General features: G+C 39.7%; 22 protein-coding genes. 14 read left to right on the top strand and 8 right to left on the bottom strand.

Going from position 1 to position 22,999, the window contains the following annotated elements; translation table 11 throughout:
* Positions 1–95: 95 nt before the first annotated feature.
* Positions 96–1,031, bottom strand: a complete 936-nt coding sequence (locus PL11_RS02540; RefSeq protein ID WP_035166131.1) for a LysR family transcriptional regulator — start codon at positions 1,029–1,031, stop codon at positions 96–98.
* A 273-nt stretch (positions 1,032–1,304) separates the two neighbouring features.
* Here PL11_RS02540 and rpsN point away from each other — a divergent pair, with 273 nt between their 5' ends.
* The 10 genes from rpsN (at position 1,305) to PL11_RS02490 (ending at position 11,956) form a co-directional block, all read left to right on the top strand.
* Positions 1,305–1,574 (top strand): 30S ribosomal protein S14, encoded by a 270-nt coding sequence (rpsN, locus tag PL11_RS02535; protein WP_035166130.1) that lies wholly within the window; start codon positions 1,305–1,307, stop codon positions 1,572–1,574.
* A gap of 100 nt (positions 1,575–1,674) precedes the next feature.
* On the top strand, positions 1,675–3,972 hold the full coding sequence (locus PL11_RS02530) for a glycoside hydrolase family 65 protein (RefSeq protein WP_035166128.1): 2,298 nt from the start codon (positions 1,675–1,677) through the stop codon (positions 3,970–3,972).
* 144 nt (positions 3,973–4,116) lie between these two features.
* A complete protein-coding gene (gene argR / locus PL11_RS02525) occupies positions 4,117–4,599 on the top strand; it encodes an arginine repressor (RefSeq protein WP_035166126.1) in 483 nt (160 codons plus the stop codon).
* 410 nt (positions 4,600–5,009) lie between these two features.
* On the top strand, positions 5,010–6,251 hold the full coding sequence (gene arcA / locus PL11_RS02520; RefSeq protein WP_035166123.1) for an arginine deiminase: 1,242 nt from the start codon (positions 5,010–5,012) through the stop codon (positions 6,249–6,251).
* A 26-nt stretch (positions 6,252–6,277) separates the two neighbouring features.
* Entirely contained in the window at positions 6,278–7,309 is a 1,032-nt protein-coding gene (gene argF, locus PL11_RS02515; RefSeq protein ID WP_035166121.1) for an ornithine carbamoyltransferase, read from the top strand.
* Positions 7,310–7,410: 101 nt separating this feature from the next.
* Positions 7,411–8,352 (top strand): carbamate kinase, encoded by a 942-nt coding sequence (arcC, locus tag PL11_RS02510; RefSeq protein ID WP_035166119.1) that lies wholly within the window; start codon positions 7,411–7,413, stop codon positions 8,350–8,352.
* A gap of 76 nt (positions 8,353–8,428) precedes the next feature.
* The gene (locus PL11_RS02505) at positions 8,429–9,115 is read left to right on the top strand and encodes a Crp/Fnr family transcriptional regulator (protein ID WP_035166117.1); all 687 of its coding nucleotides are present in this window, start codon (positions 8,429–8,431) and stop codon (positions 9,113–9,115) included.
* Positions 9,116–9,143: 28 nt separating this feature from the next.
* Entirely contained in the window at positions 9,144–10,574 is a 1,431-nt protein-coding gene (gene arcD, locus PL11_RS02500; protein ID WP_035166116.1) for an arginine-ornithine antiporter, read from the top strand.
* A gap of 212 nt (positions 10,575–10,786) precedes the next feature.
* Positions 10,787–11,206, top strand: coding sequence for a hypothetical protein (locus PL11_RS02495; protein WP_035166114.1), 420 nt, complete (start codon positions 10,787–10,789; stop codon positions 11,204–11,206).
* 171 nt (positions 11,207–11,377) lie between these two features.
* The gene (locus PL11_RS02490; protein ID WP_035166113.1) at positions 11,378–11,956 is read left to right on the top strand and encodes a methylated-DNA--[protein]-cysteine S-methyltransferase; all 579 of its coding nucleotides are present in this window, start codon (positions 11,378–11,380) and stop codon (positions 11,954–11,956) included.
* Here the strand turns inward: PL11_RS02490 and PL11_RS02485 are convergent.
* Together PL11_RS02485 and PL11_RS02480 are read right to left on the bottom strand one after the other, a co-directional pair.
* Positions 11,928–12,788 carry a hypothetical protein gene (locus PL11_RS02485; RefSeq protein WP_035166111.1) on the bottom strand — a complete coding sequence of 287 codons (861 nt, stop codon included), beginning with the start codon at positions 12,786–12,788 and terminating at the stop codon, positions 11,928–11,930. The two genes, PL11_RS02490 and PL11_RS02485, sit on opposite strands and share 29 nt — an antisense overlap.
* Before the next feature lie 11 nt (positions 12,789–12,799).
* Positions 12,800–13,225: a helix-turn-helix domain-containing protein gene (locus PL11_RS02480; RefSeq protein ID WP_035166754.1), complete on the bottom strand. Its 426-nt coding sequence runs from the start codon at positions 13,223–13,225 to the stop codon at positions 12,800–12,802.
* Positions 13,226–13,353: 128 nt separating this feature from the next.
* Here PL11_RS02480 and PL11_RS02475 point away from each other — a divergent pair, with 128 nt between their 5' ends.
* Both PL11_RS02475 and rny read left to right on the top strand, forming a co-directional pair.
* A complete protein-coding gene (locus tag PL11_RS02475; protein ID WP_035166110.1) occupies positions 13,354–14,298 on the top strand; it encodes an alpha/beta hydrolase in 945 nt (314 codons plus the stop codon).
* 65 nt (positions 14,299–14,363) lie between these two features.
* Positions 14,364–15,953: a ribonuclease Y gene (gene rny, locus PL11_RS02470; protein WP_237047510.1), complete on the top strand. Its 1,590-nt coding sequence runs from the start codon at positions 14,364–14,366 to the stop codon at positions 15,951–15,953.
* A gap of 20 nt (positions 15,954–15,973) precedes the next feature.
* On the opposite strand, the gene PL11_RS02465 is transcribed toward rny, so the two are convergent.
* From PL11_RS02465 to PL11_RS02450, 4 genes are all read right to left on the bottom strand, one after another.
* Positions 15,974–16,231, bottom strand: coding sequence for a metal-sensitive transcriptional regulator (locus PL11_RS02465; RefSeq protein WP_035166109.1), 258 nt, complete (start codon positions 16,229–16,231; stop codon positions 15,974–15,976).
* Entirely contained in the window at positions 16,231–16,527 is a 297-nt protein-coding gene (locus tag PL11_RS02460) for a rhodanese-like domain-containing protein (protein ID WP_035166108.1), read from the bottom strand. The genes PL11_RS02465 and PL11_RS02460 overlap by 1 nt, the downstream gene beginning before the upstream one ends.
* A 158-nt stretch (positions 16,528–16,685) precedes the next feature.
* Positions 16,686–18,245 (bottom strand): bifunctional metallophosphatase/5'-nucleotidase, encoded by a 1,560-nt coding sequence (locus PL11_RS02455; RefSeq protein WP_035166106.1) that lies wholly within the window; start codon positions 18,243–18,245, stop codon positions 16,686–16,688.
* A gap of 79 nt (positions 18,246–18,324) precedes the next feature.
* On the bottom strand, positions 18,325–20,307 hold the full coding sequence (locus tag PL11_RS02450) for a cation:proton antiporter (protein ID WP_078256897.1): 1,983 nt from the start codon (positions 20,305–20,307) through the stop codon (positions 18,325–18,327).
* A gap of 183 nt (positions 20,308–20,490) precedes the next feature.
* Between PL11_RS02450 and spx the strand changes: the two genes are divergently transcribed.
* Together spx and PL11_RS02440 are read left to right on the top strand one after the other, a co-directional pair.
* Positions 20,491–20,889 carry a transcriptional regulator Spx gene (spx, locus tag PL11_RS02445; RefSeq protein WP_035166102.1) on the top strand — a complete coding sequence of 133 codons (399 nt, stop codon included), beginning with the start codon at positions 20,491–20,493 and terminating at the stop codon, positions 20,887–20,889.
* Between the two features lie 148 nt (positions 20,890–21,037).
* Positions 21,038–21,847: a Cof-type HAD-IIB family hydrolase gene (locus tag PL11_RS02440; protein WP_035166752.1), complete on the top strand. Its 810-nt coding sequence runs from the start codon at positions 21,038–21,040 to the stop codon at positions 21,845–21,847.
* A 71-nt stretch (positions 21,848–21,918) separates the two neighbouring features.
* On the opposite strand, the gene PL11_RS02435 is transcribed toward PL11_RS02440, so the two are convergent.
* On the bottom strand, positions 21,919–22,887 hold the full coding sequence (locus PL11_RS02435) for a nucleoside hydrolase (RefSeq protein WP_035166100.1): 969 nt from the start codon (positions 22,885–22,887) through the stop codon (positions 21,919–21,921).
* Positions 22,888–22,999: the final 112 nt, after the last annotated feature.

Raw genomic sequence — 22,999 nt, 5'->3', positions numbered from 1 at the left:
AAAGCCACTCTCGAAATGAGAGTGGCTTTTTCAATGTTGCTAATATTTTTTGTAGCCATTAAATATAAATGGCTAATATTTTACTCTAAGACGTGTTAGTCTCGCTTGGGAGTGAGCTCTTTGAATACATCTGAGATGATTGTCACCAAGTCATCAACTGGTTCTGCAGTCTGTTTTGATTTGATGTATGAAATTCCGAAGTCAGCAGTAAGCATACCCATTGGAATTCGGGCGATGTTGATGTCTTCAGTTTTTGCATCAGCAAGCTTGTCCTCAGTGACGTAATTCTCTGGAATAATTGATGCCCCAATGTGGTTAAGCGCTAATTCGGCAGCTAAACCAACATCCGGTACTTCAATACTATATTCGACTGCAACACCCTTATCATGAAGGAAACTAGCGATAAGTCTGTGATATGTGTTGTCATGGGGAATACTGATAAATGATTCGCCCGCCATTTGCTTGAGGTCTAGCTCTTCAAAATCAACAAACGTCTTGCCTTCTTGGTAAAGGGCAGATGACTTTGGAATTACCAATACTAGTGGTACCCGAGCAACTGGTAAATATTGAATTTTTGGACTTTGAAGTGGGTTACCGACGAAAAAGTCTAATGATCCGGAAGTCAAACGCTTTTCAGCATCACGACTTGGAATTGAAATAATTTGCGCATGCACTTTAGGGTATTTATCATAGAACCTAAGGAGGACTGGCTTATAAACTTCGTTGGTAACCGCCTCATTTGATGCTATCGTAAGGTGGCCGTATTTAAATTGAGACAGATGGGTCATTTCCCGGTCAAGATTGGCTCTTAGTTGGTGTTCATCTTGTAAGAAGCCAAGTAATCGTTCGCCGGCGTAAGTTAGCTGAATGGGGTGAGATGATCGGTCGATTAATTTAACACCGAAATTGTCCTCCGCATTTTTGATAACTCTACTAATGTAAGGCTGGGTCACAAATAAAGACTGAGCAGCCTTTGACATATTTCCTTGGGCTTTGATCTCTTCCAGAAATGAAAGTAGCTTACTGTTCATACTTTAATTTCTCCTTTAGAAAAAATTTCTTTGAGGTTATAAAAACTGGCGTATTCATTACACACATTATATAGCATCAGCTAACTCGACGCATTTCCTATGCCCGTGAATACAGTGTATGTCCCAAGTGAAAAACAAGTTAATTATACCCATTAAAAACGGGTTAGTAAAGGGGATGGGCGGTTTCATTACTTTAAATTTTGTTGACAAAAAATAAGTTAATGGTATATTTAAATGGTAATTAATACTATTTGAGAGAGAAGGTAGCGTCTTATCGCAAAAACATCAAAGATCCAAAAAGAATTAAAAATCGAAAGAACAGTGGCAAAATACGCTGACTTACGCCGTGAACTCAAGGCTAAGGGCGATTACGCAGCTCTAAGTAAGCTGCCAAGAAACGCCTCACCTACAAGAATCCACCGTCGTGACGAAATCGACGGCCGTCCACACGCATATATGCGTAAGTTCCACATGTCACGACTCAACTTTAGAAAGTTGGCACACGAGGGTAAATTACCTGGTGTTAAAAAGGCTAGTTGGTAATATAGCGTTTTACTTAAAAGCAATCTCAAATGATTGCTTTTTTTTGTGGTTTTAATTACCTTAATAGTTAATAAAACAATTAGCTAATAGGAGAATTGAAATGCGAATTGAACAACGGCCAGATTTTCAAATCCATTTACAAAATCTCAAGTCAAAAGATCAATTATATCTAGAAACTATATTTAATGTGGCAAATGGACACATTGGGGTCAGAGACTCTAACCCGCTTCAAGGAAACAATCCGAACTATGTGGGGACACCAGGGCTATTTGTTAACGGATTTTACGACTATTACCCAATTGAGTATGGGGAAAAATATACTGGATATCCTGAGAATGATCAGGTAATCAACCGATTATTTGATCCGCGGTACATCAGAATTAAAGTTGGGGATGAGAATTCTTCCGTAGACTTCTTCAAGTCAGAAACTGTTGATAAGAACCTGGACATGCAAACGGGGTTACTCCACGAAATATTTAGCGTAACAACTCCCGAGGGCAAAATATTTAACCTAGTTGTTGAGAGCTTTAGCAGTCTTGCGTCTGACAATGTTTATGGAATTAAATATGGGGTTGTGCCGGTTAACTTTGATGATGATATTGAAGTCATCAAAATGCATAGTTACATCAATCAGGCTACTAGTTCGACTGTTTCAGATGTCCGGGTTAATGAATCAGAAGGACACCTGCAGCTTGATTTTCTTGAAGGATATGACCAACCCAGCTACTTGATTACTACGTATAAGAGCCAGCAGGGGGCAATCCTTACGTATAATGGTAAGGGCTTTAAGCTGGAGTATTACAAAGACGAAAATAATCATTGGGGCTACCATGCTAAGTATCATGCCAAAAAGGGCTCACAAAAAGAGTTTGAATTTCTATTCTCCATTGGTGATGTTCATCCATTGGTAAATGCCCAGATGTACGCGGACCAATACCTTGCAAAACTAAATGAACATATTCGGCATACTAGTTTTAAAGCAGAACTAATGGCATCTGCTCAAGTATGGCAAACGTTTTGGCTTCACAGTGATGTGGAGATTGATGGTGATCCACAAGTTCAGTTAAGTTTGCGGTTTAACTTATTTGAGCTGCATCAGTCGGCTGGACGTAATGCGCACACAAGTATTCCGGCAAAGGGGCTGTCTGGAAGTGGTTATGGTGGTCATTACTTCTGGGATACTGAAATTTTTATGTTACCGTTCTTTATTTACACGAACCCAGAACTTGCTAAAAAAATTCTGATGTATCGTTACCAAACTCTTAAGCAAGCGCAACGGCAAGCCACTCAATTTGGATTTAATCGTGGTGCTATGTATGCTTGGCGAACAATCAATGGTTATGAAGCTAGTGCCTATTGGCCAGCCGGAACGGCTCAGATTCATATTAATGCGGACATTGCATATGCAATCGAACAGTATTATGAAGTCACTGGTGATGATGACTTTTTAGCTGACTATGGTTATGAAATCATTGTTGAAACGGCCCGCTTTTACATGGAATGGGGAAAATTTACCGAAATTGATGGCGAACGTCGGTTTGTTATCAATCGGGTAACTGGTCCTGATGAGTATAGCGCGATTGTTGATAATAATTACTATACAAACAAGATGGTTAAGTTTAATTTGAGAATGGTTGAGAAGTATGCAAAACGGTTTGAAAATACTGACCTATCAAAACGGCTTAGCTTATCCAAACAGGAATTGGCAGAGATCAAAGAAGCTGCCGATTTAATGTACTTACCATTTGATAAGGAAAATAACGTCAAATTACAGTATCAAAACTTTGATAAGATGAACAAAATTAACCTCAGTCATATCGATACTAGTGATTTTCCACTACTACTACACTATCATCCGCTAATGTTGTATCGGAGCCAGGTTAATAAGCAAGCTGATACCATATTGGCTGATATCCTATTTCCAAAGGGATACAGTGATGAGGAATTAACCCGAGACTTTGATTTTTATGAGCCAATCACGACCCATGACTCGAGTCTATCAAAGGCCATCTTTGCGATTGCAGCGGCTAGGATTGGCAAAGAGAAACAAGCGTATAGCTTCTTTGCACAAGCAATTGAGACTGATATTCAAAACTCTCATCACAATACTTCAAATGGAATTCATGCGGGAAGTTTGGGAGCTGCATGGGAAGGAATCTTTTATGGATTTGCTGGGGTGGTTAATAATGCAGAAACGTTCTCGATGTACCCTAAATTACCTTCACAGTGGAATAGTGTGAAGTTTAGAATCTTTCTCTATAATAGCGAGTATATATTTGCAATCTATGAGCACGAGGTCCGAGTTAGCCTGTTAAGCGGTACGGGGACAACGATGATAATTGCTGGAGCAGAGTGCGAACTAACTAGGGAGAGCCCTAATCAAGTGATTAAATATTAGAGCCTGATGAAATTTACGATTGCTTTGTGGTAATCGTCGCCAGTTTGTTTTATCATTTGTTGGTAAGGTTATTCATATAAAATTATCGAATTGCTTTTTTTAAACAAATAATATAAACAAACTTAATAGTTGGAGGCATTTTCAATGAAGAAAGAATCACGCCAAGCAAAAATTGAGCAGATCATCAATCAATTTACCATTACGACTCAAGAGGAATTGATGAGTAAGCTTAAAGACACTGGCATCAGTGTTACTCAAGCCACGTTATCAAGAGATATCCGTGAGATGCAGATTGTAAAGCAACCAGATAGTTCAGGTAATGCTCGATACATGATCTTTAAGTCTGGGAACCAAAACGAACTGGAACGCCTTAATCGGATGATCAATAATTCAGTGACTGATGTTAAACAGATTGAATTTGTTAATGTGATCCATACGCAACCAAGTTATGCCAACCCTTTATCTGCAGTTATTGATGACTTGCGCTTAGATAATGTGACTGGGACACTTGCTGGTTATGATACAATCGTTACCTTTTGTCCAAGCAAGCAGGCTGCAACAGAGGTTCATGATTTCTTTATGAAACACGTAAACCCTGATTTGATGGTCTCTGTTAGCGAAGAATAGTCGAAAATCATACATTCTATTCTGAATAGTAAAAAAGTAAGTACGTGAAAAATGCCGTTTCTATGAAGAAACGGCACTTTTTTTGTGATTATTTTTTGAATAAATTTAAACGGAGGGTATAAATAACCCAACTCTATTAGATAACGATGGCCGTGTAATCGCTTAACCACCTGTTGGATTGCTATTTTTAAATCTAATCAAAAATTTATTTTCTAATTTAAAATATTTTTTGTGAATAATTATCGAGCATATTTATTGATTGTGAATTATTTGTCATATAGAATGCCAAATATACGATTACACTTAATTTTGTTAGAAATCTCTCGTTTTGTCTGAGAGTTATTTCTTGATAGCGGTTTCAGAAAGAATTATGATGTGGTTGTATTAAGAAAGGAACAGGAGGCAGTAATATGACAAGTCCAATTCACAACTTTTCGGAAATCGGTAAGTTAAAGACAGTTTTGCTTAAACGACCAGGACATGAAATTGAAAACTTCACCCCTGATATGATGCCAAGACTTTTGTTCGATGACATACCATATTTACCTAAGGCACAGGAAGAACATGACTACTTTGCAAACACACTTCGTGATAACGGAGTAGAAGTTCTTTACCTTGAAAAGCTCGCTGCAGAAGCATTAGATGCTGGCGGGGCCGAATTAAAAGACAAGTTTTTGGAACAGATGTTAACAGAATCTGGATACGCAACTGGGGCAACCCATGATGCTTTGAAAGAATATCTTGCTAGCATGAATAACCAAGACATGGTCAACAAGATCATGGAAGGTATTCGCAAGAATGAAATAGACTTTGTGCCAACTGATTTACAAAGCATGGCCGAAGACGGGGACTATGAATTCTACATGGATCCAATGCCTAACCTCTACTTCACTCGTGATCCTTCAGCATGTATAGGGGAAGGTTTGAGTATTAATCATATGACTTTCGCTGCTCGTCAACGAGAATCATTGTTTAACCAAATCATTATTGAACATCATCCACGGTTTGCTAACCAAGGTGTTCACGTATGGCGTGATCGTAACCACAGCACTCGTATCGAGGGTGGGGACGAATTAGTCTTAAACGACCACGTTATGGCAATTGGGGTTTCACAAAGAACTTCAGCTGATGCGATTGAAGATATCGCTCGTAACCTGTTTAAAGACAGTAACTACGACACTGTTATCGCAATCAGTATTCCTCATAACCATGCAATGATGCACTTAGACACTGTGTTCACTATGATCAACTACGATCAATTTACAGTTCATCCAGGGATCTTAGGTGAAGGTGGCCATATCGACACTTACACCCTTACTCCTGGCCAAGGCGAAGGCGAGATTCATATCCAACACAAGACAGACCTCAAGGAAACCTTGAAGGATGCACTTCACTTAGATGATCTTGACCTAATCCCAACTGGTAACGGTGATCCAATCATCGCTGGTCGTGAACAATGGAACGATGGCTCAAACACTTTGGCAATTGCACCAGGCGTTGTTGTAACCTACAACCGTAACTATGTTTCAAACGAGTTATTGAGACAACATGGCCTTAAAGTACTTGAAGTTATTTCAAGTGAATTATCTAGAGGTCGTGGGGGTCCACGTTGCATGAGTTGCCCAATCGTTCGTGAAGATTTAACTAAATAAACTTTAAAATCAAGGGAGAGTCCACAATGGAAAAGGATTTTAGACAAAGCGTATTCCAAGGCCGCAGTGTTTTGGCCGAAAAAGACTTTACTGCCGCAGAATTGGAATATTTAATCGACTTAGGCCTACACTTGAAGGCATTAAAGAAGGCAGGGATTCCACATCACTACCTTGAAGGCAAAAACATTGCCTTACTTTTCGAAAAGTCATCAACTAGAACTCGTTCTGCATTTACCACTGCAGCTATCGATCTAGGTGCACACCCAGAATACTTGGGTCAAAATGACATTCAATTAGGTAAGAAGGAAAGTACTTCTGATACTGCCAAGGTTCTTGGAGGTATGTTTGACGGAATCGAATTTAGAGGTTTCAAGCAAAGCGATGCTGAAATCCTTGCCCGCGATAGTGGAGTTCCAGTTTGGAATGGTTTAACTGATGAATGGCACCCAACTCAAATGTTGGCTGACTTTATGACTGTTAAGGAAAACTTTGGTACTTTGAAGGGCTTAACCCTTACATTTATGGGTGATGGCCGTAACAACGTTGCTAACTCATTGTTAGTTACTGGTGCCATCCTTGGTGTCAATGTTCACATCGTTGCTCCAAAGAGCTTGTTCCCAACTGAAGAAACTCAAAGCATCGCACGTGGATTCGCTGAAAAATCAGGTGCTAAGATCCTCATCACTGATGACGTAAAAGAAGGTATGCTCGGTTCAAACATCGTTTATACTGACGTTTGGGTATCAATGGGTGAAGATAACTGGGAAGAAAGAGTTAACCTCTTGAAGCCATACCAAGTAAATATGGAAGCACTTAAAGCAACTGGCACACCTGATGATCAATTGATCTTCATGCACTGCCTACCTGCCTTCCATAACACTGAAACTCAATATGGACAAGATGTTGAGAAGAAGTATGGAATCACTGAAATGGAAGTTACAGATGAAGTGTTCACTAGCAAGTATGCTCGTCAATTCGAAGAAGCAGAAAACAGAATGCACTCAATTAAGGCTATGATGGCCGCAACTTTAGGAAACATGTTCATCCCTAAGGTTTAATACGAAGAGTGCACCTCTAACGAGGGACACTTCAAAGAAGGGATGGGATATCAATTCCGTCCCTTTTTGATTTAAATTGTTGATTTTGGAGGAAGAACAGCATGGGAAGAAAAATCGTAGTTGCACTAGGTGGTAACGCCATTCTATCAAAGGATGCCTCAGCCAGTGCCCAACAAAAAGCACTTTTAGATACCGCTCAACATTTAGTTAAGTTTATCGAAAACGGAGACCAACTGATCATTTCTCACGGGAATGGTCCTCAAGTGGGTAACTTGTTACTTCAACAAGCTGGGGGTAGTACTCCAGAAAACCCAGAAATGCCTTTGGATACAGCCGTTGCGATGACTCAAGGAAGCATTGGTTACTGGATGCAAAATGCCATGAACCGGGTTTTAAAGGAAAAGGGAATGGATAAAACTGTTGCTACTGTGGTTACACAAGTTGAAGTTAGTCCTGATGATCCTGCATTTACTAATCCAACCAAGCCAATTGGTCCATTCATGTCAAAGGATGAAGCGGATGAGGCTAAGGCAGAGAATCCTAACTTTACCTTTGTTGAGGATGCTGGCCGTGGATACCGGCGGGTTGTTCCATCACCAAAACCAATCAACGTGGTGGAAACCCAAGCAGTTAATACCTTGGTTGACGCTGGTATCGTGCCAATTTCAGTCGGTGGTGGTGGAATCCCAGTTGTCACTAAAGATGGTAACTTAGAAGGCCGCGAAGCGGTTATTGATAAGGATTTTGCTAGTGAAAAATTAGCTGAATTGGTTGGTGCTGACGCATTAATCATTTTGACTGCTGTTGAAAATATCTTTGTTAACTTCAATAAACCAGATCAAAAGAAATTGGAACACGTTACCGTATCTGAATTAGAGAAGTACATTGATGAAGACCAATTTGCTAAGGGAAGCATGTTGCCAAAAGTTCAGGCCGCAATCGACTTTGTTAAGGCAACTAAGAGTGAAGCAGTGGTTACTGCTCTTGATAACATTGATGGGTTCATCAATGATGGATCAGGAACAATTATTAGTGCGGATTAGTCTGGGGGTTACGGACATATAATTTGCACTTAAGTTTTTCAAGCAACATAATAAAAATGTTCTGGGGAATCCGAAAATGATAGATAAAAATGACTATACAGAATGCTTACTCAAAATTAAACATCATCCAGAGTTCGCGGGAATGAGCGAGCGGGATATGGATGAGCTTGTGAACGCAATTACGATAAAGGAATATCACCGTGGCCAGGTTCTTTATGACCAGGGTGACCCCCGCAATAATTTTTATTTGATTATTTCCGGTATCGTAAAGTCACTACACTATGACGAAAATGGCGATGAGAAACTTTACTTTTACATCAAGGAAGGTAAGACGTTCCCATTTATCGGTTTGTTTTCTGGCGAGAACTATAGTTATAGTGCTGAAACAATGTCAGAGGTTAAGTTGGCAATTATGCCAATGCAGCTGTTTGAAAAACTGTTGAAGAAGAATCCCGACATGATGGTTTCCGTGATCAAGGAAATGGGACGTATCATTAACACAACTGAAATTCAGTTGCGAAAGATGGTAACTACCAGTGCCAAAAAGCGAGTGGAAAGCGCCGTCGAGTTTTTGGGAGAGCAGATTGGTGAGAAACAACCGGATGGCACGATCTTGATACCTTATCCAACGACACTGATTGAATTATCGAAAATCAGTGGAACTACAAGGGAAACAACCAGTCAGATGGTGTCAGAGTTAGTTAAAGACCAGAAGATTTTGTATGGCAAAAAGTATTTTCGGATTTTGACAGATAACAAATAGGGGTTTTACCTAGTTAGGGAGTGAAGAAATGAAAGAACATGATGGAAAATTAGGTTTAATTGAGTTGATTGGTTTAGTTGTTGGATCAATCATCGGTGGTGGAGTTTTCAACTTGATGCATGATATGTCTACCGACGCTGGTGCCGGTGCCATCATCATTGGTTGGGTAATCACCGCAATCGGAATGGTTATGTTAGCATTAACATTCCAAAACTTAACAATGAAACGACCAGACCTGGATGCCGGAGTATATAGTTACGCCGAAGCTGGGTTTGGTAAGTTTATGGGTTTCAACTCAGCGTGGGGCTATTGGCTATCCGCATGGTTAGGAAACGTTGGTTATGCAACATTACTGATGAGTGCCGTTGCATACTTCTTGCCAATCTTTAAAGATGGTCAAAACATTTGGTCAATCGTGGCTGCCTCATTCATTTTATGGGCTTGTCACTTTATGATTTTACGAGGTGTAGAATCAGCGTCATTTGTTAACACGATCATCACGATTGCTAAGTTGATTCCAATCTTCTTATTCTTGATCATTGTATTATTCGCATTTAAGCTCAACATGTTCACAATGGACTTCTGGGACACTGCAAGTGGTAACTTTGAATGGGGCAGCGTTCTCTCGCAAGCCAAGAGCACTATGTTAGTAACTGTTTGGGTATTTATCGGTATTGAAGGAGCCGTTGTTTTCTCAGGAAGAGCTAGAAAACGTTCTGATGTTGGTAAAGCAACTGTTCTTGGTATCATTACCGTTATCTTGATTTACATGCTGATTACATTGCTATCATTTGGTGTAATGAGTAGAAACGGACTTGCACACTTGTCACAACCAGCAATGGCACAATTGCTAGAAAGCTTAGTTGGTAAGTGGGGTGCCGTAGTTGTTAACTTGGGACTTATCATTTCTGTGGTTGGTGCTTGGCTTTCATGGACAATGTTTGCCGGCCAACTTCCATACGAAGCTGCTAAGGAAGGAACATTCCCTAAAGTATTCGCCAAGGAAAACAAAAATGGTGCACCAATTAACTCGTTACTCTTTACTAACGTCTTAGTTGAAATCTTTATGTTCTCATACTTGATTACTGCTCAGGCTTATAACTTCTTCTATTCAATCGCTAGTGCCGCAATTTTGATTCCATACGCATTTTCAGCCTTTTATCAACTGAAATTCTCGTTAAATGAATCAAGCGGATCAGCTGGAAGAACTGGAAACATTGTAATCGGTGTAATTTCAAGTATCTATGCATTGTGGTTACTGTTTGCCGCCGGAGCAAGTTTCTTACTATTAACTTGCATCTTGTTTGCAGCCGGAATTCCAGTTTACTGGATTCTTCAAAAGAAGGATAATCACGCAGAAAAGGTATTTGGACCAGTTGAAAGGGTAGTCGCAATATTAATCGTGATTGGTGCGATTTACGCAATCTACGGTTTGATTGTTGGTCAGATTACCTTCTAAAACCACATTAATGTTTAATTAGGGGCAACTATTAGCTTTCGGTATTTTGCTGAAAGGTAGTGGTTGCCCCTTACATATTTATGACTTTTCCGTGAAGATTGTGAATTTTGTGTGGCTAGAAATCGAAAAAAGATTGATTTTTTGTCGATTAAGGTTGCTAATTTTTGTGAACAATCAATAATAGATATTAATCAATCAAGAAGGACAGGAAAATGAATTCAAAAAAATGCAGATTTGCTAAGGTATTTGGCATAGCTTGTTTAATGGGTTTAAGTTTAAGCACAGGCTTAACGGTCCAGGCGCAAGCTGCAGTTATCCCTAAGAGTATTCGGGGTAACTGGTACCAGTATCTAGGAGATCATCACTATGCCCGAATCCGGTTTACTAAGCATACTGTATCTTACCGGAACTTCAATGAGGGTAAGTATCAGTATGAAGACCCAATAAAATCAACGGCAAAGAATGCCAAGGGTAAATGGGTTGAAATCAAAAGTTCTAAAGATCATGGTACCGGAACTTTTTACCGGGTAAGTAAGAGTGGAAAGTACAAACAACTTCAGGTTGCGTATGGGGATGATGTCGAAAGGGTCACTTCGTTCAATTATTACCGTGCGCATGTGCATAAGCAGTGATAGAGACTGGAAGACCCTTTAAAGCATAAGATCACATATCAACTGAAATAAAAATGCGGCGATATCTTAAACTAGTTAATTTATCGTCGCGTTTTTTTAGTCAGTAGTCGTTAGCACCATTCGTTGTTTCATGATAAAATGAGACTAGTGATATTATATGGAGAATCTAACATGATTAAAAAAATCTATTGGGATAGTGTTGAGATTGAGAATACAAAATTCTTTTTCACCGTTACGGACAAGGGGATAAACTTCGTTTCCAGCCCAGGGAAAAAGTTATCAGAGATGTTTGATTTTTATCCAAAATCCCGGTACCAAATTGAATTTGACTACGATGAGCTAAAAACCTCCCATTATCGTGAACAATTTGAAGATTACTTGGCTGGTAAAGAGCGCCATTTTGACTTGCCTATCGATGTTTCTGAAGCAGGCACAGAGTTTCAACAGCTAGTCTGGGAAACTGTGGAGGAAGTCCCATATGGGGAAACTATGAGCTATGGTGACCTGGCTTCAAAGATCGGCAACAGAAAGTCGACCCGGGCGGTTGCCCATGCTGTTGCGTTAAACCCAGTTTTGATTATGATTCCATGTCATCGAATTGTTAAGGCTGATGGGGAACCTGGTAAGTATCGTGGTGGCGAGGCACAGAAAAAAGCACTTCTCCAACTTGAAAGAAGTGCCCCTAAAAAGCGTTTTATTCAAAAGTTACCGTTACCTAATCTTAGTCAACTAGGTAAGCCTGGTCTTTAATTAAATCAAATGGCTGATGATGTTCGTTTATCTTGGCTGCTGCTTCTTCATCAATGAAGTTAGCAATCTTCCAAAATTCGGCTGAGTTAGTTGCACCATCTTTTTCGCCAATGACAATGAGTTTAAGCTCTTTGTTGTTGGCGTTTCTTATTTTTTGAAGTACTTGAACGTCGATAGGATCCTTATCGGGAGACCAGCTCATAATTACGTAACCAACTTCATTACCATACTTTTCAATGGCAGTGAGCGCATCAAGCTTTTCAACGTTAGTTACTTGGTGGTTACCAGTTTCATTTTCGGATTCCCAAGCCAAACTGTCGGTTGGAAAAACTTGTTTTCCTAAATTTTGGAGTCCCTTAGAGATATAGCCATTCCCTGCCATAACTTCAAGAACGGCCTTATCCCCGATGTAATCGGCAATTGAACTGACGAAGGGGGCAGAGATATACGCCCACATTCCGTACGTTTCCTCCAGATAGTCTCGGTATGATCTGAGCAATTTATCGACCTTGGGCAGAGCATCAGTTAGTTGGTTCCAGAGTTTATCCCCTTCAGGATCGCCCTTGGCATATTTAGCATTTACGATTTCAAAAATTTGATCTTGGATATTGTCTGGTAAAATCAATTCTGGTAAGTCTTGAGGTAGGATTCCTGATTTTATTAAGCGGTCGCTTTGCAGGACATTATTAATTAGAAAGCCGATTTCAGGGACAGCAGAAAAAAGATCCCGATATGCGTTCATTTGCGAGATGTAGTCGGAATCAGGATTCGATTTATTTGAATGAGAATGTTTATTTTTTAAAAGTTGTTTCTTCTGTTTTTTTGAGAGCATCTTAAAATTCCTTAATTGTCATTGATGTTAAGGTCCAACTGTTCTTGAAATCCATTTTGGAACCCAGGTTTAACACTGCGATTTTCTTTACCATGTAAGTATCCAGAAATAAGTTGGTATACTTCATAACGATCGGCAGAAGAAATTGTTTGGCCGTTGAAAGTTAAATCCTTATCGGAGATAAATAGTCGGCCTAAATCGTAAGTGGTGTTTTCTGATAAGCCCGTGATGTAGTCCATTGTGACGTCAAAATACTTTGCGAGCTTTTGAACTTCCAGATATGAGGGAGTCCTGACCCCTCGTTCCCAGTTTCCAATTTGAGCAGGGGTGTTTTCATGCTGCTTGTCAGTTGGAAACATTTTATTCAATTCGCTAGCCAACCCCTCTAACGTAAGGTGTTGCCCAGTACGGAGCGCTCTCAGTCGTTCAGAAAACATATGATCACCATCCTTGTTATTACTTTCATTATACTGCATTTTAGCAGTTCTCAAAAACTTTCCATTTGATTAATGGGATGATGTGTTATTATTATCGACGTTATGACTTTAATTTAAGGATGAATAAGATGAAAAAGAAAACCAAAGTAATTACAATTGGCGCCTCTGCGTTAGCCGTTGTAGCAGCCGGCCTGTTTGGAGCAGGGATGTACTTCTATAACGTGGCGGTCGTTCCTGCGCCTAAGACATTCTTGTCAAAGGACAAGCCAATCCGCAAGAATAGTCCAGCATATCCTGCCCATAAATGGTACCAGGATGTAGAAAAGGATAAGTGGTATGAGACTTCAGCTGGCCAGAATTTAAAATTGGATGCTAATTACATACCGGCAGCTAAGAAAACAAACAAGACGGTGCTGGTTGCTCATGGTTTCATGAGTAATAAGAACAAAATGTTTTCGTATGCCTACATGTTTCATAATTTGGGATACAATGTTTTGCTGCCAGATGCTAGGGGCCATGGGCAAAGTCAGGGTGACTATATTGGGTTTGGATGGCCTGAACGTCTAGACTATTTAAAGTGGATCAAACAAGTTGTCAATAAGAATGGCGAGGACTCGCAAATTGTTGTGTTTGGTGTCAGCATGGGTGGCGCGACAACAATGATGGTCAGTGGGGATGAAGGGTTGCCAAAACAGGTCAAAACCTTTGTTGAAGATTGTGGTTACACTACTGCCTACGATGAAATTGCTTACCAGGCTAAATCAATGTACAGTTTGCCTAAATTTCCACTAGTAGATATTGTTAGCCTGATTACTCAGGCCAAGGATGGCTATAACTTTAAGCAAGCGAGTGCTTTGAAACAAGTGGCAAAGAATCACCGACCAATGATGTTCATTCATGGATCTAGAGACAAGTTTGTACCAACAAAAATGGTCTACCCGCTCTATCATGCTACAAAGGGGCCAAAAGAATTATTGATTGTAAAGGGAGCTGCTCACGCCCAGTCCTACGACAAGAACCCAAAGTTATATACAGAAAAGGTGAGTGCATTCCTAAACAAGTATGTTAAATAGGAAGAAAAAGTACTGAAATGTTGTTATAATGAGTTGTATCGAGTTTTTTGAAGGGAGGTGCCTGAGTGATATTAATAATTGGATTAGCAATTATCGCAGCTGTGGTTGCTGGAGTTGCGGGGATGAAGCTTGAGCAAAAGAAGCACGCTCAGCAAATTGAGCAAGCAAAGCAACAAGCTGATAAAATCATTGAAAATGCCAAGTCAGACGCACAGAGCGTTAAGACCGAGGTAATAAATGAAGGTAAACAACGTGCTCAAGAGTATCGAGCCTCAATGAATGAGGAACTTGATAGTTATGAGGCGGATAACCGTACTCGCCAGTCTCGGATTGACCAAAGGAATCATGGGATTGAGCAAACCAAGCAGCGACTTGATCAAATGCATACAAATTTGGCTGAACAACAAGTTGAACTTGATGAAGCTAAAAATGAAATCAAGGAATTGACCGACAAACAGCATTTATTGGAAACTGAGCGGAAAGTTGCGTTACAAAATAACGCTAAACTTAGTTATGAAGCTGCTACGGAACAAATCATCGACCAATTAAAGATTGATTTGAAACGTGACCGTGACGTTGAACTTCGTTACCAAAATGATGAAGCAAAAGTAATTGCACCTAAAATGGCTAGAAGGATTGCGGATGACGCAATCCAGCGTGGACCAGTTGATTATCCGCGGGAACATGTAGAACATTCTGTTGTGCTACCAGACAAGGGCACTAAACAGAAACTACTTGGTCGTGAAAATACCAACTTAAGGTACATTGAAACCCTGACTGGAGTTGACATTGTCTTTGACCGAAACGAACCGTTAATGCTTCATGTGGTAACCTCTGATCCGTTGAGAAGAGAAATCGCTAGAACTGTTATTGGAAACTTGATGGTTACCAGACAAATTAATTCACAGACGATTGAACAACAAGTTGAAACTGCATCAACCAATCTAATGACAGAAATTCGCAAGACTGGTGAGGATGTTGCTACTGGCCTTCACATCGGATTTGTTCATCCTGATGAGATGAAGATTCTAGGTAGGCTCAAGTACCGGACAAGTTATGGTCAAAATGTATTGAACCACTCGATTGAAGTAGCTAAAATTGCAGGTTTGTTGGCCGCTGAATTTGGGCTCGATGTTCAAATTGCAAAACGGGCCGGCCTATTCCATGATATTGGAAAGGCGATTGACCATGATGTTGATGGAACTCACGTTGAACTTGGAGTTCAAATAGCTGAAACCTATGGTGAAGACGAGCGAGTAATTAATTCAATCGCTTCTCATCATGGTGATGTTGACGTTACCACCCCAATCGCCCACTTAGTTGCGGCAGGGGATTCAATTTCTGGAGGCCGTCCAGGTGCCAGAAGTGAGTCGGTTGAAGAGTATATCAATCGTCTTCGGAGTCTTGAAAAGATTGCCAGACAACAACAAGGGGTTAAAGATAGTTTTGCCATTCAGGCAGGTCGTGAGGTCCGCGTGATGGTTGATCCAAATAAAGTGGATGACGCTAAAAACCAAGAGTTATCCAAGCAGATAAAGGATCAAATTGAGGATGAACTTACTTATCCAGGTAAGATCAAAGTTACTTTGATTCGCAGTTTTAAAGCAGTATCGTACGTTGGTGCTGACAAGAAGAAAAAGAAAAGGCGTGCCTAATGGCTCGCCTTTTTTGCTACTTATTTTTTGATGATTAGTTTGATTGCTTCATTGATTTTTTGTTCTTGGGCAGTGGTATCATTTTCAGGATTTTCCAAACAATCTTTTAGATTCTCAGCAACGATAACCCCAATTGTACGATCAACACTTGAGCGAATCGCACTTAACTGGTTGATTACTTTTAGGCAGTCAGAATCATCAGCAATCATTTTTTGAACGCCTCTGAGTTGGCCTTCAACTCGTTTTAAGCGATTTATGACTGATTGTTGTTCTGCCATTAAGCAACAGATCCTTTCCATGCGAGCATTCCGCCCTCAACGTTAGTTACAGAGTAACCGTTGGCTGATAAGAATTGACTAGCCAATTGAGAACGGCGACCCGAACGGCAAATGATGTAGTAGTGAGTATCGTGATCAAGCTGACTAAAATTAGTGTTTAAGGTACTAAGTGGTAGGTTGACGGCACCTGGGATGTGCGCCTCTGCGAATTCATCTGTTTCACGAACGTCAATAAGTGGTACAGGGGTTGAAGTTTCCTTGGTGTAAAAGTCATTGCTATTAATTGAATCCATCATAATTTGATTACCTCGATTTATTTTTGTCTAAATAACAATATACCCCCGGGGGTATATAAAAGCAATCACCAAAATATATTATGGTGGAAAATTATTTGAATCAAAAACGACCTACGATGCAGAAAGCACCATAGGTCGTGTTTTTAAATATCAATGGCTTACTTTTTCCCAGAAATCACGTTGAAGTTATGGTTATTGGTTGCTTCGATTACTGGATGTTTCTTTAAATACTCGAGGAAAATCTGCGAGATGATTGTATCATCTGTTTTGACGATTTTATCTTTGGTAAACATGGGGTAGTGACCACCACCGTTGGCCCGATAACGATTAAGCACTACTCGCAGTTTTTGTTCTGGGCTTACTGGTTCGCCGTGATATTCGAGCTTGGTCACGCGACTGCCAACGGGTTTGGAAATGTCTAAAGTGTAGTCAACGCCTTCGTACATATCATAATTATAATAGCGGTGTTTTGGAAAAATGAATTTTTCGTTAACGACAACTTTGCCACCCTTTAAAGCGAAGTATTCAGCTGAAACTTCAAGGGCTCCCTTTAGGTCCGCACCCGAAATTTCAGATACCACTAATGTGTTGGGATAAACATAGTTGGTAATGATGTTGCGCATGGTAATTGGGTTCGCAAATCCATGGGCTTCGTTATTGTATAGAGCCGTTGCTGAGATGTCGACGCCCATCTTTTCCATTTGGACCTTTTGAATAAATTCAATGAATGAAGAATCTTCAGTTCTAGCTGTAAACGGATCTAGGAATGATAAATCGCCTTGGATTCTTGAAAGGGGGTGGTCTAGCCAATGAGCAACATCTTTAGCAAGAGGGGTTACTGTTTTACTAATTCTTTCATGGACGGGATAATCAGCCACACTGATTAATTCTGATTCGCTTTTGGTAATTCGCTTTTCTGAAGCGGATACGTTAAGGGTGATTCTACCGATAAATTCACCCCGGAATCCTGGCTGAACAATTGGTTTTTTGAATAAATGGCTTTCAATCTTCCTGTGTTGATGACCAGAAATTAAGGCGTCAATCTCTGGAAATTGGCTTAGCAAATCATAGCCTTTGTTCTCTCCAGGATTAATATCGTTCCAGTTGCCAGTATGGTCACGTTCAAAGCCACCATGATAAACAACGACGACAAAGTCAGCTTGCTTTTTTATTTCAGGAATATATTTTTCTGCAGTATCAATTTCTGACACTAAGTTAAAGTCATCTAGGTCGTTTACGTTTTTCCACTTTTTGGTACTGGTGGTGCTTAGACCTAGGAAACCGATTTTACACGGGCCAAAATCCACAATTTCGTATGGTTTCCCTAACATTGGTTGGTTATTATGATCAACGATATTGGCGCAGATGAATTTTCTATGTGATTGACGCATTACGTCTCGCAAATAGCTTAAGCCGTAATCAAATTCATGGTTGCCAATCGTTCCTAACTCATAACCCACTTCGTTGTAACATTCGGTGTAGATGTGTCGATCAGTATCGTCAGCTTTTTTGGCAGCATAATAAGACAATGGAGAGCCCTCTAAAAAGTCCCCATTGTCGACTACAATGATTTTTTCGTCTTTATGGTGCTGCTTATAATCCCGAATGGCACTGGCTGCTTTTCCAATTCCAAACGGTTTATTTAAGCCCTTATCAACATAATTAGTAGGTTCAATGAACCCATGTGTATCACTAGTACAAAGAATTGTTATTTTCATATTTTCACCCGCAGATTATCTATGAACTCTAGTATATATAACATTGAATGTAATGTAAATTATCCCAAAGAAAGAATCATTAATCAGTTTCAACCGACTGTAAATAAACCATTTGGTCGGTAGCAATGCTTTGATTTAGTCGATCTGAAAGTTCCTTATCAATGTTACCTTGTCTAAACCGTTCTGAAACGAATTGATACTCAAATTGAAGTGCTTTAATCAGTAGTTCATTGCGTTGAACATCGGTTTCATGATCGGCATCTTCTCGCATGTGGCGGAAGGTAACGGAGCGGCGGACAAAGCTTACTGAGTTACTGTTCTCCATGCTTTCGATTTCATCAAGGTACTCATTTACCCTGCTAAATGCTTCATCTTCAATCTGCGCACGCAACGCATGAAGTTGATCTCTTAGAGCAGCACGGCTTTCTTTGTGCTCTTCTGGATCACGCTCAACGAATTTTCGTTGGGCTTTTCTTGCCCACCGTTTTGAAATTGTTAACCTAATGAAGAAACCAATCTTTTTAAAAATGCCACCAGGACGGTTTGGGTTTACCAAAAATCTTCGGGCGGCAAAGTTTGCCAATTTCCGATCAATCTTATTATCTCCCAAAGTTTCTACGATGGTTTGGTACTGAATGGAATTAATTTGGTTCATAATTTCTTGAACCTGTTTTTTGTTGGTAGTTCCTTGTTTCTTTTGGCTATCAAGTAAATCCATTACATAGTTGCGGTCAACTAGGTTAATTGTTGGATCAGAGCGAATCTGCTGAATACTGTAATTGACCATTTGGTTTCGATAACTGTTGAAGCTAGCGTCATCATGGCGTTCTCGTCTGTCTAGTATTAGTGGGAGGACAAATGTTGGAACTACTAAACTTAATAAAATTACAATGGTGGCGACGAAAATGATTTCATCTCTGAACGGAAAGTCGTGGCCATTGATAGTAAAGGGAATTGATAACGCCATTGATAGCGTAATGGTTCCGTGAATTCCGCCGATGGCAATTAAGAATGAATCTTTGGTAGAGTTCTTAGTTTGGGTATCTGGATGGAGATTTACTAAATTAAATTTAGCCCACATAAATCTAATCATTAGCATTCCAAGATATAGGACAACGGCTAACACTAACAACTCCATCAAGAAATGGTTGGAGAACTGGGTCATTTTCGAAATCACAGTTGGAATGGTGACTCCCAGCAAGACAAACACAATTCCAGATAACAAGCTGCTAACAACTTGCCACGAGGCTTTGATAACCAATTGAACATCAGTTGAAGTTAAACGTAGACGGCTAGAGTAAAGGCCATGTAGAATTCCTGCGGCAACAACTGCTAAGATTCCGGAAGCATGAAATTCTTCAGCGACTAAATATGTAGCGATTGGTGACATTAAGTTTAATGGAACCAAAACGGTTGAGGTATCCATCGATTTTGAAATTAAAAATCCTTGTAAGGAATAAAATAATAATCCAACAATGAGGCCGATAAAAATTCCCCCAAAGAAGCTGATTGAAAAACTTGCCAATCCATTTGCTAAGGAGAAATCACCAGTTGAAAAGGTTAGGATAGCTAAGTTAAAAACAACGATCCCCGATGCGTCGTTAAATAACGATTCATTTTCAAGGGCTCCAGAAACATGGTGGGGAATTTTAATGTCTGTAGTGATAGATGATAAGGCCAGTGAATCAGTCGGGGTGATGATAGCTGCCAACATGATTGACAATGTTAGTGGAACAATCGTCATTAGTGAATGAAAGAGGATTCCCATTAATATTGCAGTAGCAATGGCAAGAAACACAGCCATTGAAAACAGTTGGCCTAGTGAAGTTCGAAATTGTTTTAGATTGGCTTTTGTACCGTCTGTGTATAATAATGGAGCGATTATGCAGATCATAAACATCTCAGGATATAGTGAATAATGGTGGAATAATGGCAGAAATGATAGTGCAAAACCGCAAGCAATTTCGAAAAATGTTAGCGGAATTTTATCAAATGCGGAGGCAATTATGTTTGAAATAATTGCGGCCACAATAAGTAGTGTTACAGAATAAAACGTTTCCATAAAAATGTCCCCCAAAAGCGTTATTAGTGCTATTATAGGTCACACAGGGGGACAAAAAAAGGGAAAATGATTGTGAAAAAGTGATTGTAAAAAAGTAAGTAACGGTGTTGACAATAATTATCGCTGTGATAATATTATACACAAGGGATATGTTGTACAAGATAGCCTATAGGGGGGATATAAATGTTAAATTTATATGTAGCACAAAGCAGTGCATCAAGTCGGAAAGCACGTGCATGGTTAAAGGGGCACAACATCGAATTCAAGGAAAGAAACATTAATTCTAATCCTTTGAGTGCTGATGAAGTGAAGAAACTATTGCGCTTAACCGAAAACGGTAGCGAGGACATCATTTCAACTCGCTCCAACATTTATAAGAAGTTGAATCTTAATTTAGATGATTTGTCAGTATCACAACTAGTAAACTTGGTTGTTAAATATTCCGATTTAATTAAGCGACCAATCATCTTTGATGATCACCGGATTGAAGTCGGATTTAACGAAGAAGAAATTCGTCGGTTTCTACCACGCAGTGTCAGGGAAGCTGAACTTCGTGAGCTTGAAGCTCAGATGATTGGATAATCAACATTACGTATAAGTTATGTTGAATCCAAAAGCCAACATTTTTGATGTTGGCTTTTTTTGTTGCTTTATTTAAAATATCTGTTCAATTGTTCACATATGGTTGTACAATATAGAGGTAATTAAGGAGGACGCGCACGTGATTAAGATGATTGCCCTTGATTTGGATAACACGTTATTAACTAGTGAAAAAACCATTTCAAAAACTAACGAAGCTGTACTTAGGGATTTACATAGTAAAGGAATCAAAGTAGTTTTGTGTACTGGTCGCCCAATTAATGCGATTTGGCACTTGATTGAACAACTTGATTTATTACAGGACGAGGACTTCACAATTACCTTCAATGGTGCGTTGGTGGTCCATAACCGCGATAAAGCTGAATTAGCTAAGAGCGGTGTAGATAAGGCTCATTGGCAAATTCTACATGATTTTGCCCAAGAAATTGGCGCCCCATTGGATATTCTGGACTTCGAGCAAGTGTACTCAGTGACTGACTTGAAACATTCTTTGTACGAAGAACAGTTCCATGGCCAATTGAAATTTGATCATATGCCATTTGCTGACTTAGATGATCAAAAATTGTATTCAAAGGCAGTGATTTGTGATCGGCCAGAATTATTGGACGAGTACGAAACTAAATTTACTCCAGAACTAAAGCAGAACTACCACATTGTTAGGTCACAACCACACATCATGGAATTTCTTGCTCCAGATATGGATAAAGTTGTGGGACTCGGAAAGTTACTTGAACACTTTGGTTGGAACTTTTCAAACTTGATGACATTTGGGGATGCTTCCAATGATCTTGGAATGATTGAGCACGCTAAAGTGGGGGTCGCAATGGCCAACGCTAGTGATGAGGTCAAAAATGTTAGTGATGCGATTACTTTGTCGAATGATGACGATGGTGTTGCTGCATTTTTAAAGAGAAAAGATACCCAGGAGCTGTTTAAATAAGACTAAAAAACTAGCTAAGATGTTGGAAAACAACTTAGCTAGTTTTTTAAAATTACCGATATGGCTACCGGCTAATTTTCTTTGAATAGTCCAGTTAGACGATTCATAAATTCATTTAGATATGCATCAACATTAGCGTTTACCGCTACTTTAACATTGGTGTCAGGTTCTGAAAGTCTTGCTGGATCCCCAACAGTTCTACCGTAAAACTTATCATCAGTAGTTACGTACATATTCAAATCTAGGCAACTAACGAAGTCGGGATTGATTGCAACCCCAACAGCAAATGGATCATGCAAAGCACATCCGTGCAAATCTGGGCTAGTAACTTCGTAGGCTTTGATATAATAATCAACGATATCAGCAAATGCCTTACCTGACTTCGTGCCAAGGTCACGCCATTGTTGAGTTTCTTTATAAGTTAATAGGGTTCTCAAAGTAACATCAAGACCAACCATCGTTAAGTGGAGTGGGCTGGTAAATACACGGTTAGCTGCAGCTGCATCTTGTTGGATGTTTGCTTCAGTCACGTTAGATACGTTACCAGGAACTGTTAATGCACCACCCATAATTGTGACATTACCAATTTCTTTGGTAATTGAAGGATCTTTTTGGATAGCAGCATCAAGGTTAGTTAATGGACCCGTTGGAACTAAAATCAAATCTTTACCGTATTTTTTGACTGAGTCGATTAAGAAATCGATGGCATCGTCTGGATTTTTTGATTCAACCGGACGACTTGGTGCTGGAAGTTCAACTTCACCAATTCCATTTTCACCATGAATCTGTGCTGAAACAGGCATTCTGTCGAAGTGATCATCTTCAGATGAATGTGATAAACCAACGTACACGGGTACATCGGTTACTCCAAGTAATTCGAGAATTTTCAGTGAGTTGATTGCACCATCTTCAACGTATAAGTTTCCGTATGAACCAACAATCCCGATTAGATCAACTTCGGGTGAAGCGACTGCGTAGGCGATTGCCATTGCGTCATCAATACCAGTATCAAGATCAAGAATCATTTTCTTTTGGGCCATTAAAAACTACCTCCAGTTATTATAATATCAGTAATGAAAACCCTTTACTTAATAATACTCGATTATGACTTAAAACTCAATTTTTCTACCACTTGAATCAAATTAATTTCTA

This window comes from Lentilactobacillus curieae (genome assembly GCF_000785105.2).
Taxonomy (GTDB): Bacteria; Bacillota; Bacilli; order Lactobacillales; family Lactobacillaceae; genus Lentilactobacillus; species Lentilactobacillus curieae.
This window is presented reverse-complemented; position numbering and strand designations above follow the sequence as displayed.